Source organism: Candidatus Glassbacteria bacterium, assembly GCA_019456185.1.
Taxonomy (GTDB): domain Bacteria; phylum Gemmatimonadota; class Glassbacteria; order GWA2-58-10; family GWA2-58-10; genus JAJRTS01.
Genome location: VRUH01000024.1, coordinates 41,795 through 54,637, shown reverse-complemented (window position 1 = coordinate 54,637; position 12,843 = coordinate 41,795). Strand labels below are relative to the sequence as shown.

Annotated in this window: 14 protein-coding genes and 1 tRNA gene; 10 read left to right on the top strand and 5 right to left on the bottom strand. The window is 59.5% G+C overall.

Translation table 11 applies throughout. The annotated features are described in order from the left end of the window. Positions 1 to 115 precede the first annotated feature (115 nt). The 4 genes from FVQ81_10400 to rpmE all read right to left on the bottom strand — a co-directional run bounded on the left by FVQ81_10400 (position 116) and on the right by rpmE (position 3,627). Positions 116 to 1,048: a hypothetical protein gene (locus tag FVQ81_10400; GenBank protein MBW7996955.1), complete on the bottom strand. Its 933-nt coding sequence runs from the start codon at positions 1,046 to 1,048 to the stop codon at positions 116 to 118. Positions 1,049 to 1,213: 165 nt separating this feature from the next. Then, complete coding sequence (gene prfA / locus FVQ81_10395) at positions 1,214 to 2,293, bottom strand: peptide chain release factor 1 (protein MBW7996954.1); 1,080 nt, start codon at positions 2,291 to 2,293, stop codon at positions 1,214 to 1,216. Positions 2,294 to 2,360: 67 nt separating this feature from the next. Next, a complete protein-coding gene (locus FVQ81_10390) occupies positions 2,361 to 3,296 on the bottom strand; it encodes a DUF1385 domain-containing protein (GenBank protein ID MBW7996953.1) in 936 nt (311 codons plus the stop codon). Between the two features lie 37 nt (positions 3,297 to 3,333). After that, on the bottom strand, positions 3,334 to 3,627 hold the full coding sequence (gene rpmE, locus FVQ81_10385) for a 50S ribosomal protein L31 (GenBank protein MBW7996952.1): 294 nt from the start codon (positions 3,625 to 3,627) through the stop codon (positions 3,334 to 3,336). 320 nt (positions 3,628 to 3,947) lie between these two features. Here rpmE and FVQ81_10380 point away from each other — a divergent pair, with 320 nt between their 5' ends. The 10 genes from FVQ81_10380 (at position 3,948) to FVQ81_10335 (ending at position 12,360) form a co-directional block, all read left to right on the top strand. Continuing rightward, positions 3,948 to 4,883: a tetratricopeptide repeat protein gene (locus FVQ81_10380; GenBank protein MBW7996951.1), complete on the top strand. Its 936-nt coding sequence runs from the start codon at positions 3,948 to 3,950 to the stop codon at positions 4,881 to 4,883. A gap of 70 nt (positions 4,884 to 4,953) precedes the next feature. Then, complete coding sequence (locus FVQ81_10375) at positions 4,954 to 5,694, top strand: ParA family protein (protein ID MBW7996950.1); 741 nt, start codon at positions 4,954 to 4,956, stop codon at positions 5,692 to 5,694. A 23-nt stretch (positions 5,695 to 5,717) separates the two neighbouring features. Next, positions 5,718 to 6,836, top strand: a complete 1,119-nt coding sequence (locus tag FVQ81_10370; GenBank protein MBW7996949.1) for a hypothetical protein — start codon at positions 5,718 to 5,720, stop codon at positions 6,834 to 6,836. A gap of 69 nt (positions 6,837 to 6,905) precedes the next feature. Continuing rightward, the gene (locus FVQ81_10365) at positions 6,906 to 8,267 is read left to right on the top strand and encodes a DUF512 domain-containing protein (GenBank protein MBW7996948.1); all 1,362 of its coding nucleotides are present in this window, start codon (positions 6,906 to 6,908) and stop codon (positions 8,265 to 8,267) included. 57 nt (positions 8,268 to 8,324) lie between these two features. Beyond that, positions 8,325 to 8,762, top strand: coding sequence for an SPOR domain-containing protein (locus FVQ81_10360; protein MBW7996947.1), 438 nt, complete (start codon positions 8,325 to 8,327; stop codon positions 8,760 to 8,762). 15 nt (positions 8,763 to 8,777) lie between these two features. Further along, positions 8,778 to 10,145: a ribosome biogenesis GTPase Der gene (gene der, locus FVQ81_10355; protein MBW7996946.1), complete on the top strand. Its 1,368-nt coding sequence runs from the start codon at positions 8,778 to 8,780 to the stop codon at positions 10,143 to 10,145. Positions 10,146 to 10,163: 18 nt separating this feature from the next. Further along, on the top strand, positions 10,164 to 10,793 hold the full coding sequence (plsY, locus tag FVQ81_10350) for a glycerol-3-phosphate 1-O-acyltransferase PlsY (GenBank protein MBW7996945.1): 630 nt from the start codon (positions 10,164 to 10,166) through the stop codon (positions 10,791 to 10,793). Beyond that, positions 10,790 to 11,794, top strand: coding sequence for an NAD(P)-dependent glycerol-3-phosphate dehydrogenase (locus FVQ81_10345; GenBank protein ID MBW7996944.1), 1,005 nt, complete (start codon positions 10,790 to 10,792; stop codon positions 11,792 to 11,794). The genes plsY and FVQ81_10345 overlap by 4 nt, the downstream gene beginning before the upstream one ends. Before the next feature lie 53 nt (positions 11,795 to 11,847). After that, the gene (locus FVQ81_10340) at positions 11,848 to 12,204 is read left to right on the top strand and encodes a MerR family transcriptional regulator (protein MBW7996943.1); all 357 of its coding nucleotides are present in this window, start codon (positions 11,848 to 11,850) and stop codon (positions 12,202 to 12,204) included. A 79-nt stretch (positions 12,205 to 12,283) separates the two neighbouring features. Next, a tRNA-Pro gene (locus FVQ81_10335) sits at positions 12,284 to 12,360 on the top strand. 267 nt (positions 12,361 to 12,627) lie between these two features. Here the strand turns inward: FVQ81_10335 and FVQ81_10330 are convergent. Further along, positions 12,628 to 12,738, bottom strand: coding sequence for an IS3 family transposase (locus FVQ81_10330; protein ID MBW7996942.1), 111 nt, complete (start codon positions 12,736 to 12,738; stop codon positions 12,628 to 12,630). Between the last annotated feature and the right edge of the window lie 105 nt (positions 12,739 to 12,843).

Below are 12,843 nucleotides of genomic sequence, written 5' to 3'. Positions count from 1 at the left end.
GGGAACGGTTCGAGCAGCAGAATATCGAACAGTTTACCCGTCAGTTACGGCAGGAACTCCGCAGCCGCCTTAAAATCGATTAGCCCCGTTTTTTTCCCCCGCAGTGGTTAATATTTTACCCGGAAAACACCTGCGCGTCCTGGTCGAACCTCACCATGCCCTCATCGGAGAGCGGGTGGTCGGCAACCGTGGTCAGGATCTCGGCCGGTACGGTGAGAATATCCGCCCCGGCCAGCAGGACCTCGGTGAGCTGGACGGCGTTACGCACGCTGGCGGCCAGGATTTCCGAGTGGATATCGTAGTTGGCGAACGCGGCGGCGATCTCGCGGATCAGCCTGATCCCGGAATCCTTGCGCGCTCCGCCCGAGGCCACGTATTCGGAGTTGGCCACCTGCTGGCGGCCGGCGGAGTTTTTGTGGTCAACCACGTGGTAGAGCGAGTTGCCGGGCGTCAGCTCCGGAAGGTCATGCCTGTACATGTAGTCGGCCAGCCGGCCCATGAACGGACTCACGTAGGTGGCCCCGGCGTTGGCCGCCCAGAACGCCTGGGTGGTGTTGAATATCAGGGTGGCGTTGGTCCGGATATCTTTCTCCCAGAGCCTGCGCAGCACTTTCAGTCCCGTGTGACGGTCGTTGCGCTCAGCGAGTGCCGTGTAACCGCCGACGGCAACCTTGATCACCGCGTTCTCCGGCCCCAGCTCGAACAGCTCGGCCGCCTGCGCCACCATCTTATCCGGTTCTGTTTCGGTCAGTTCCAGGCTGACCGGGTTCGGCGCCATCAGCTTGAGAATGCTGCTCAGCATCTCTTTGGCCTGGCTCCACGATTTAGCGCCGGCTTTCTTGAGCAGGCTCGGGTTGGTGGTAACGCCGTTGATTATCCCGGCCTCGTACAGCGGCTTGATCTCATCGATATCCGCCGTGTCGGCGAAAATCCGCGCCGCGCGCGATGCCGGGTGAGCCAGTTTCTTGCCGCCCGGAGTCCTGTTGACCTCCTCCATGCCCCGCCTGCGGTGGATCATCACCGGGTGCAGCTCGTTTACCTCGAACATCTTCCGCCTCCAGTCGACAGATTGGCAATTGGCTATACTCTAGGCAATGAATAACAATATAAAAATTGAGAAGCATTATCAATTCCAAACGAGAAAAAAAAGTCGGCAAAAAAAACGAGTTCGCCGATCGGCGAACCCGTTTCAAAACTCGCCGCGGGTATCAATTCATTTGGCTGCTTTGTGAGTTTCCGCCAGCTTTTCCTCGTGCCCGGCCTCGGCCAGGGCGTCGATCAGGTCGTCGAGATCGCCCCCCAGGATCGCTTCGAGCTTGTGCAGGCTCAGCCCGATCCGGTGATCGGTAACCCGGGACTGCGGGAAATTGTAGGTCCTGATCTTGGCGCTGCGGTCGCCGGTGCCGATCTGCAGGCGGCGGTCGCGGGCGCGCTCGCTTTCCACCTCCTGGATTTTCTGGTCGAGCAGGCGGCTGCGCAGCACGTTCATCGCCTTGGCCTTGTTCTTATGCTGGCTCTTCTCGTCCTGGCAGGTGACCACCAGGTTGGTCGGCAGGTAGGTTATCCGCACGGCGCTGTCGGTGGTGTTTACACTCTGGCCGCCGGGCCCGCTGGAGCGGAAAACGTCGATCTTGAGTTCCTCGGCCCTGATCTCGATATCCACTTCCTCGGCCTCGGGCAGCACCGCCACCGTGGCCGCCGAGGTGTGGATTCGCCCGGAAGTTTCGGTAGCCGGCACGCGCTGGACGCGGTGGACGCCGCTTTCATATTTGAGCCGTCCGTAAACCCCTTTGCCGCGGATATTGAATACCACCTCTTTCATCCCGCCCTGCCCGGCCTGGCTGATCGAGATCAGTTCGTGTTTCCAGCCCTGGGATTCGACATAGTGGATGTACATGCGGAACAGATCGCCGGCAAACAGGGCGGCTTCCTCGCCTCCGGTACCGGCGCGGATTTCCATGATGATGTCCTTCCTGTCGAGCGGATCGGGCGGCACCAGCAGACCTTCGAACTGGGCGGCAAGCTGCTTCTCAGCCTCCCGCAGCGATCCGATTTCCTCCCCGGCCAGTTCGGCCAGTTCCGGGTCCTCGCCGCTGTCGATTATCCGGCTGTGCTCCTCGATTTCCCCGCGCGTTTTTTGCAGCTTGCCCCAGGTCTCGACCACGGGACCGAGCTGGCCGTGTTCGCGGGCCAGCTCCTGCAGACGAGAGGGGTCGGAAATCACCGCCGGGTCGGCCATCAGCCGTTCCAACTCGGCGTATCTATCCAGTACGCTTTGTATTTTTTCGTTCATTTTCGGTAATCGACAAGGTTAAATGAAACGGGAAATACTCAGGGTCACGTACTGCGGGGGAGGGGAGCTAACCTTCGGCGGCGGCGGGAGCCATCGCGCTTTCGATCAATTCCCGGTCGAGCTCCATGGCGGCGCTCAGCGCGGCCACGGCAACTTCCACCTGCGATTCATCGGGCTCGTAGGTGGTGATTCTCTGCAGCCATAATCCGGGGGCGACCGCGATTCTGCTCAGCAGGCTGGCTGGGAAACGGTCGCTGAGCTTGATCAGCTCGTAGCTGACCCCGGCGATCAGCGGCACGACGGACAGGCGTACCAGCCGGTCGGCCCAGACATCGGGTTTGCCGAAAAAGAGGAAAACGAGGATGCTCACCAGCAGCAGGATCAGCACGAAACTGGTGCCGCAGCGGGGATGAAACCGGCTGTGATCCTTGATATGAATCCAGTCCAGCGGCTGCTTGCTCTCGAAGGTCGCGATAGTTTTGTGTTCCGCGCCGTGGTACTCGAACACCCTGTGAATGTCTTTCCAGCGGGAGATCAGCAGCAGGTAAGCCATGAACACGGCCATGCGCAGCAGCCCGTCGACAAAATTGAACCAGAACGGATTTTCGATACCGGTCAGCTCGGTGAGAAACAGGGGCAGGTAAAAAAACAGCGCCAGCCCGGCCGTCAGACTGAACAGGACCGTGCCGGCCATCGACACTTTCCACCAGAATCCGGTCTCGTTCTGTGCCGATTCGGACTCCTCCTCTGATGCAGCTTCCGCCGAAAAGCTCAATGCCCGCACACCCAGGAACAGAGTTTCCACCAGCACGAGCGCTCCTCTGAGCACGGGCAGCTCCAGCAAGCGGAGCCGTTTGCTAAGTGAGCGCCAGGTTTCTTTTTTGAGGGCGATAGTGCCGTCGGGTTTACGCACGGCCACGGCCCAGTTGTCCTCGGCCCGCATCATCACGCCCTCGATCACCGCCTGGCCGCCCATCTTGAGTTCTTTCGGCTTGCCCAACATCACCCATTCTCCCGGAGCAACTGTTCAGCCGGAGAGCTTACTCGGCGGCCGGCGGTGCGGCCTGTTCGGCGCTATCCGCGGTTTTGGTCTGCTTCACCACTTTTTTCTTGTCTGCGGTCTCGCGCATCTTCTTTGTTTTCTCGAACTTACGCATGTACTTCTCGACACGGCCGGCGGTATCGACCAGTTTCTGCTTGCCGGTATAGAACGGATGGCACTGGGAGCAGATATCCAGGTGCATTTTTTCCACGGTCGAATGCGTCTCGAACGAGTTTCCGCAGGCGCAGGTCACTACGCATTTCTTGTATTCGGGATGCAGGTCTTTCTTCACTTTTCTCTCCTGTAAAACGTTTCTTCAGGCAACCGTATTTTTGTCCGTGCGAACGATCTGCCGGCTGCGGTCAATTCCAGCGCCCGAAAGCGGACAACGGAGTTGGTTATCCTGATGCCGGAGCCTGTTTACCAATCAACGGGCTGGAACTAGTTTCATGCCCGAAATAACCGCTAAAACTACAATCAAAACAGTTGAATTTCAATAGAAACGGTGTAACATTGATAATATAATAACCATTCCGTAAATTTGCGCATCGTGCCTGCGTAAGTTGCTAAAATAATTAAAGTTGTTGGAAATGGCAAGGGGCGGGCGAGCAGATGAAATTTGGCGGAACCGGCGAAGAGCAGGTGAGCGGACCCCTCGAGAGATATTTCCAGTCCGGACTGGAAATGTTCAAGGCGGGCAACTACGCCCAGGCGGAGGTCCAGTTCGAGCGGGCGCTGCAGCTCAACCGCCGGCACAACGAGAGTCTCAAATGCCTGGGCCTGTCACAGTACCGTCAGGGTAAGTGGCAGCTGGCAATCCAGAAATTCGGCCAATTCCTTGACTTCGATCCCTCCAATGAGGAAATCCTGATCTCCAGCGGTGAGTGCTGCATCAGCCTTACCCGTTACTACGACGCCGAGCGGTTTTACCGCAAGGCGATTTCGGTCAACCCGAACTGCCCCGAGGCGTACCAGGGGCTGGGCCAGGTGCTCTACCGCAGAGGTGTCTACAACGATGCGATCAACGTGCTCAGAAAAGGCGTGCAGATCGACCCGGACAACCCGGTCATCATGTTCATGCTCGGCGAGGCCTATAACAACCTGGAAAAGACCGACCAGGCGATCGAAAGTTTCGAGCGGGTGATGGCCCTGCAGCAGGACAATCCGAGAGTCTACTATAATCTCGGTATCCTCTACGACAAGAAAGCCATGCCCGAAAAGGCCAGTTCGATGTACCGCCGGGCGAAAGAACTGACCGAACCAAGGCAGAAAATCGAACAGAAGCCGATAGTCACTCCCGCCGGCGGGGGTGAGTTTTTCAGCCGGTCGCTGACGGTTATCGAAGCGGGTGAGGGCCAGCAGGAAACCGCCAAGCTGGACCGGGCACGCTACGAGAAGCTGCGCCGCAGCCAGACCGGCAGCAAACCGTACCCGGTTCTGGACAGGGATGAGCAGGAGTTCGACCGGGCGGGGACGATGGACCTGACGAAAGCCAGCCTCAAAATCAACGAAGCGCTGAAAATTATCAAGGGCAGCAAAAAGAAATGAGCCCGGCGGTGAACAGACCGTTGACGGGACGGCCCTGCTGATCGTAAGCCATTAGACTGCAAGTGTATACATGATCAAAATAGCGATTATTACTTCCAAGGGCGGTACCGGGAAAACCACCACCGCCATCAACCTGGGCCACGGGCTGGCTCTGGCCGGAAAGCGCGTGATGCTGATCGACTGCGACGCCCACGGCGACCTCAGCCTGATGTTCTCGACCAACAGCAGCAAAAGCCTGGCCGACTTGCTCAAAACCGGCAAAACCACGGTCACTCGCGTTCGCGATAACATGTACCTGATCCCTTCAGGGGGGAAGGAACTGAACGACGCGGAAATGTTCCTGGCCCAGCGCGACGGGCGTGAGTTCGTGCTGCGGAACTCACTCAGCGACCTGCGCAATATCGACTACCTGATCTGCGACTGCGCCCCCAGCCGTAACCTGGTCAATATCAACGCCCTGGCCCTGGCCAACAAGGTGATTATCCCGGTCAGCATGGATTACCTGGCGATGAACGGAGCGCGCCACACAATCGAGCTGATGCGCGAAATCAACCGGTATACCAAGGGCAATCTCGAGTTGATGGGTATTCTGAGTACTCAGTACGATGTCCGAACCAACCTCAGCCAGGAAATCTACAAAGTTCTGCTCAAGTATTTTCCCAACAAGGTGTTCGAAACCGTAATCAGGGTCAATACCCGGCTGCGCGAGGCGCCGAGCTACGGCAAGACAGTGTTCGAATATGCGATCAACAGCACCGGGGCCGAGGATTATTTCAGCCTGACCAATGAAGTCCTGAATAAGAACAGGTGAGGGATTTCCGGGCGCGAAAGGATATGTTTGCCGCGATGAATCGTAAATCAATGCTGACAGCAGCGTTAGCCGCGCTTACTTTTTACGCCGCCGGCCTCGAGGCGGAGTTGAGGATTCTCCAGCCCACCGGCGCCGAGACTGTCTATTCCGGGGCCAGCCTACGCATGGTGGCGCGCTGGAGCGGCGACCCCGCTGGATTAAGTTTCCGCTGGAGTTCTGATGTGGACGGCGAGTTGGGGACCGGGCTGGTTACCTCGGCGGAGGCGCTGAGTTACGCCAGCCACCGGATTACGATCGAGGCTTTCAGCGGCGATTCCCTGGCCGGGCGCGCCCGGACTGTTGTTCACGTGATCGGCAGTCCCGAGCAGTTTACGCTCAGTGAGCGCACCGACTGGGAAGGTGAATTCAGTCCCTCGGGACGGCGGCTGGCGTATACGTCATACCGCTCCGGCGATCCGGAAATCTGGGTGGCTGAAGTGGAAAACAGGTTCGCCGAGAGGATTACCTACAACGGCGGGCGCACCCCGGTCTGGAACCCGGACGGCACCCGCCTCGCCTTCTGGAGCGAGCGCTCCGGAAGCCGGGATATCTGGCTGGTGGACCTGGCTCAAGACCCCAGAGAAGCTGTCCGCCTGACTAAATCGTCGGCGGATGAATGGATGCCCGCCTTCCATCCGCTGGAGTCGAAAATCGCCTACATTGCCAAGCACGACAGGGAACTGCGGCTGATGGTCATGACTCTCGGCCCTATGGATACAACGGCTGTCGAGGTGGTCGGTCCCGAGCGCTACCCGATGTTTCCCCGCTGGAGTTCTGACGGCAGGGAACTGCTGTTCACTTCCTTCGCCGGTTCAACTCCCGTACTGATACGCTATTCCACCGAATCCGGCGCGTTGATCGAAACCGGACCCCCGGGCTGCGAGGACGCCGATATCAGCCCCGGGGGCGACAGGGTGCTGCTGGTGCGCGACGGCGAGCTGTATCTGCTCAGCACGGGCGACGGTGCGATCCGTCCCCTTTCCCGCGATTCCGGCGGAGTGCTCAGCCCGCGGTTCTCGCCGGACGGCAACCGTGCTGTCTATGCCACCACCCGCAGCGGGAACTGCGATCTCTGGCTGCTGGACCTGCCGCCCGGACGCTGATCCACCTCCGGCTGCTGTTCAGAATTGAACCAAGTCCCTTGTCCCTGGCGGGGAAATTCCCCGTACGGGATGTTTCTCTTGACGATGTTTTTACCGTCTGGTATAGTAAAACAAGTAATGGTCAGGATTACAGCGGTTGAAAACGACTCGCCTGCGGATAGAGCCGGACTGACTCCGGGCGACACAATCGAGACGATAAACGGTCAGCAGGTCGAGGATTTCCTCGACTTTCTGTTTCTGACAGCCGACGCCGAACTGGAACTGGAGTACCGCAGGGCGGGCAGCAGCGCTGCCACTCTGCTGACACTCCACCGCACGAGCGGCGAGAGCCTGGGTCTCGATATCGATCAGGGCCGGATTACCCGTTGCGGCTGTAACTGCATGTTCTGTTTCGTGCATCAGTTGCCCAAAGGCCTCCGGCGCTCGCTGTATGTCAAGGACGAGGATTACCGTCACAGTTTCCTGTACGGTAACTATATCACCGGCAGCAACCTCCGTGAGCGCGATCTGGACCGGATCGCCGGGATGGGTCTGAGCCCGCTTTATATCTCGGTCCACGCCACGGATGAGGAAATCCGCGGCAGGATGCTGGGCGGACGGGGCCGGGCGGATATCCTGAGCCTGCTGGACGAGTTGATAGCTTGCGGAGTTGAACTCCACTGCCAGCTCGTGCTCTGTCCGGGGATAAATGACGGAGTGGTGCTGGAACGCACGGCACTGGAGTTGGAAGCGCTGGGGCCGGAAATACTGAGTCTGGCTGTTGTCCCGGTCGGCCTCACCGCCCATCGGCGGCGTCTGCCTGCCTTGGAACCGGTGACCCCGGCCGGGGCGGCCGAAACGCTGCGGGCGATCCATCGCCTCCAGCGCGGTTTCCGCCGGAAGCGGGGCGGCAGGTTCGTGTTCGCGGCCGATGAGTTCTACATTCTGAGCGGCTCGCGGCTGCCGTCGGCGGCGAGCTGCGAGGGCTACCCGCAGCTTGAAAACGGGATCGGCCTTGTGCGCAGTGCGCTGTCCGAGCTGGACAAGCTGCTGCGGCGTATCGGTCCGGGCAATTTGAGCAGGAACAGCCGGATAAACTTTCTGACAGGCAAGCTGTTCGCTCCTGTATTCAGGGAGCGGTTTCTGCCGCGGATAGAAAAAGTTCTGCCCGCATCGTGGCGCGTTACCCCGGTCGCCAACCGCCTGCTGGGTGATTCGATCACGGTGGCGGGTTTGCTCTGCGGAAGAGATATCATTGCGGCGGTGAGGAAATCTCCACCGGCCGATATCTATCTTCTGCCCGGGGCTGCGCTGAATGAGGACAGGTTGTTTCTCGACGACATGACGCTGGATCAGTTGCGCGGCAAGCTCGCCCCGGCCAGGGCAATCGCCGCCGGCAGTCCGGCCGGGGCATTGGAACTCATGACAGTGGATATGAAGGAAACTCGCTAGCGGAAACTTAATCAGCTATTTTACCCCTGTGCTTTCTCTCAAACCACGGAGTGCCCGATGAACAGGATCTTACTGGCAGTCTGTCTCTCATTGCTGGTGCTGGCTTTTGCCTGTGGCAAAAAAGAGGAGCCTGCTCCCCAGCCCCAGCCGCAGGCACAGGTCCAGCAACCCGAGCCCGCGCCCGCGCCGGAGCCCGAACCCGAACCGGAGCCGGAACCCGAACCGGAGCCGGAACCGGTGGAGAAGGCGTTCAAATCAGTACCCGGCGACTACACTATCCAGGTAGCTTCCTGGTCCACTCTCGAGGACGCCAACAAGCTGGCGGAATTTTACAGAAATAAAGGTTACGACTCGCGGGTGGAACAAGTCGATCTCGACAGCGGCCGCTGGCACCGGGTACGGATCGGACAGTACAGCAGCAGCGGCGACGCCCACGAGGTGGCCCGGGAAATTGTCGACAAGTACAAGAGCGATATCTGGCTTGTCAGGCTTTAGGAGGGTCGGTTAGTCGTGAGATCGCTTCCCAGGGTAGCGGTTATCGGCAGGCCCAACGTGGGCAAGTCGACACTGTTCAACAGGTTTGTCGGCAGGAGGGTGGCGATAGTTGACAGCACCCCGGGAGTGACGCGCGACAGGATTTACGGCCAGGTGGACTGGAACGGCCGCGTGTTTTCCCTGATCGACACCGCCGGGATCATGGATGCGGTCGGCGAGGAGTTCGGCGATGAGCTGCGCGTGCAGGTCGATATCGCGATCAGCCAGGCCGACGTGCTGCTGTTCCTGGTGGATGCCGGCGAGGGGCCCACCGCCGGTGACGAGGAATTGGCCGGCTACCTTCGCCGCACGGGCAAGCAGGTAGTTCTGGCGGTCAATAAATCGGACCTCAAGGGACGGTTTCCCGCAGGCGAGTTCCAGCGCTGGGGGTTCGAGCACGTCATAGCGGTTTCCGCGTTGCACGGCAACGCCAGCGGAGACCTGCTCGACCTGCTGGTGGACACCATTGGGCGGTGGCCCGATACCGATACCGACGAGACCGACCAGGCGATCCACCTGGCCGTTGTCGGCAGACCCAACGTGGGTAAGAGTTCGCTGGTCAACAAGCTGGCCGGCGAGGAGCGGATGCTGGTCAGCGAGGTGGCCGGGACCACCCGCGATCCGGTGGATACCAGGATCCGGTTCCAGGGCCGCGAGTTGGTGCTGATCGACACGGCGGGCCTGCGGCGCAAGATGAAAACGGCCAGGGGGCTGGACTACTACACCATGCTGCGCACGGTCAACTGTATCGAGCGCTGCGAGGTGGCGGTCCTGATGCTCGATTCGGGCCAGGGCCTGCTGCGCCAGGAACTCCGCGTGGCCGACATGGCGATCAACGCCGGCAAGGGACTGGTGCTGGCGATGAACAAGTGGGACCTGGTGGCGGAGAAGGAAACCAACACCGCCGCTGAAATCGAGAAGGGGATCAAGGCGGACTATCCCCACCTGGCGCATGTGCCGATGATTTTTATCTCGGCGATTACCGCCCAGCGGATCGGCAAGCTGATTGAACTGGCGGTCCAGGTCGCCCAGGAGCGTAAACGCAAGCTCACCCGGGAGCAGCTCGACAGCGTGCTGCTGAGAGCTACCGAGAGGCTCCAACCCCCGGTTGTGGGCAAACGCAGGCTGATTTTTTACGGAGCCCGTCAGAGCGGGGAAGCGCCGCCGGTGATCGAGGTGTTCGCCAACCATCCGGACCTGGTGCCCGACCACTACCGTCGCTACCTGCTCAACAGGCTGCGCGAGGAGTTCCCGTTTCCCGGGACTCCTGTCTGGTTGCATTTTGTCCGGAAAAACCCGAAGCGCCGTCGCGCGGGCAGCCGTCAGCACCGCAAAACCAGATAAACGAAAACCAGAGCGATCATGTTCTTAATATATCTGTCGGTATCACTGGCGGCATTTATTGCCGGAGCGGTCCCCACCAGTTATCTGGCCGGCCGTCTCCTGCAGGGGATCGATCTCCGCGAGCACGGCAGCGGAAACCTCGGCGCCACGAATGTGTTCCGCGTGATGGGTACGGTGCCGGCCATGCTGGTGCTTTCGGTGGATATTTTAAAGGGGTTCGCAACGGTATTCTGGCTGCCCTCGACGGTTCAGATTTCGAGCACTGTCCTGTTGCAGTGCGTACTCGGTATCTCCGCGGTGGCGGGACATATATACAGCCCGTTTGTCGGATTCAGGGGCGGCAAGGGAGTCGCCACCGTCGCGGGAGTCATGCTGGCGATCAGCCCGGCGGCGGTGGGAATCTGTGTGCTGGTCTGGGCGGCGCTTTTCGCGGTGTTCCGGATCGTCTCGGTGGCATCGCTGGCAGCAGTGCTGACCCTGCCGCCGGCGATTTTCCTGACCATGGACACCAGTTCGCCGGGATTTCCGGTCTTCCAGGCTTTCGGGGTCCTGGTAGCCTGCGGTGTGCTCATCACCCACCGTTCGAATATCGGCAGACTGATTCGCGGCGAAGAAAAACGTCTCAGCCGCGGAGGTGGCTCCAGATGAGGATCGCGGTGATCGGAGCCGGAAGCTGGGGCACCACTCTGGCAGACCTGCTGGCATCGAAGGCCAAGGACGTTGTTCTCTGGTCCTGGGAAGCCGAGGTCGCAGAGCAGATCGGGCGCGAACACCGTAATGAGCTCTATCTGCCCGGAGTCGAGCTGAGCGGCGACCTGGGCGCCACCAGCGACATTCAGCAGGCAGTGGACGGGGCCGAGGTGGTGGTCACGGTCTGCCCGACCCATGTCATGCGCGAGGTGCTGACCGGGGCCGCCGGAAGGATCGGAGTTGGTACCGTGCTGGTCAACGCCAGCAAGGGAATCGAGTGCGGCTCGCTGAAGAGGATCAGCGAACTTGTGGCCGAGGTCCTGCCGGCAGAGAAGGTCAAGGCGTACGTGGTTCTATCCGGTCCCAGTTTCGCCAGCGAGGTCGCCGCGCGCCGCCCGACAGTAATTACCGCCGCCAGCAGGGATGAGCAGGCGGCCCTACTGGTGCAGGGCCTGTTTTCGACTGCGTATTTCCGGGTGTACAAGCACGATGACGTGGTGGGGGTGGAACTCGGCGGTTCCCTGAAGAACGTGATCGCGGTCGCCACCGGAATGATTGAGGGCGCCGGTCTGGGAACCAATACCCGCGCGGCGCTGATCACCCGCGGCCTGGCGGAAATCGCCCGTCTCGGAGCGGCTTTGGGCGCCAGCGCCGCGACGTTTTCCGGTGTTTCCGGACTGGGCGATCTGGTCTTGACCTGTACCGGCGATTTGAGCCGTAACCGCAAGGTCGGGCTGCGGATCGGCCATGGAGAGTCTCTGGAGGAGATAACGGGTGGAGAGGAGCGCACTGTCGCCGAGGGTATCCGTACAACAGAGTCGGCATACGAACTGGCGCGCAAGCTGGGTGTGGAGATGCCGATAGTGGAGCAGGTCCATCGGATCCTGTTCGAGGGCCAGTCGGTCGAGCTGGCGATCCGTGAATTGATGAATCGGGAACTCAAAAAAGAATACGAGTAACGTCCCTGCGCACCAACCTGTCGCGGGGAGAGAATATCCACTTCGGAGATGCCATGTCCGATATTTTTCCGGATAAGGAATACTACTCGATCAGCGAGGTGTGCGAGATCACCGATCTGAAGGCCCATGTTTTGCGTTACTGGGAAACTCAGTTCAAGGTCCTCAGCCCCTCGAAAAACCGCGCCGGCAACCGGGCCTACCGCAAGAGCGATATCCAGGTGGTCCAGTTGATCAAGCACCTGCTCTACACGGAGATGTACACAATCGAGGGTGCGCAGCGTAAGCTCCAGCAGCTCAAACAGATGCGCAAGAAGGGGCTGGACGCCCTGCCCGCTGAGCAGCGTAACCGTCAGGTGCTCGAAGATGTCCGCCGCCAGTTAGTGGAAATCAGAGAGCTGATCCGCGGCTAATACCGGCGACATCCTTGTCAAACTGCGTTGAAGATAATAGATTATGGGCTGTTTCCCCTGGGAATCCGCCGAGTGTTTTCGGGGCGTGGCGCAGTCCGGTAGCGCACCGGCATGGGGGGCCGGTGGTCGCTGGTTCGAATCCAGTCGCCCCGACCATATTTTTCAACGGGTTACATTAATCCCCGGCACATTTGACCAGTTGTCAATCACAGTTTTGTGCCAATATGTGCCAAAAACATCCTTGATTATGCCTCAACAGCTTCACTGTTGGGGCCTTTTTTTTCTGAGCCGAGGAATGATATTCAGTACATCTCCGACTGGTATTGCCACATAAAAATGGACACCTGATTAAGCCGCTTTTTTTAAGCCTTCATACTGGACTGGAGTTTTGTACCCCAATGTCGAATGTCTCCTGATGCGGTTCTAACAGGACTCGATATATTCAAATATTTCCTTCTTCGCCTGATCTCTGGTGAAAAATGTGTTCTGACGGATTAGTTCGGTCTCGATGGTTTTGAAAAACGACTCAGCCACAGCATTATCCCAGCAGCCTCCCTAACATACTGAGCTTGAGCTTTATCATAGCTGGTACATGTCGGTTAAAACTTCTGCCGCAGCACGATTTCACCTACAACATAC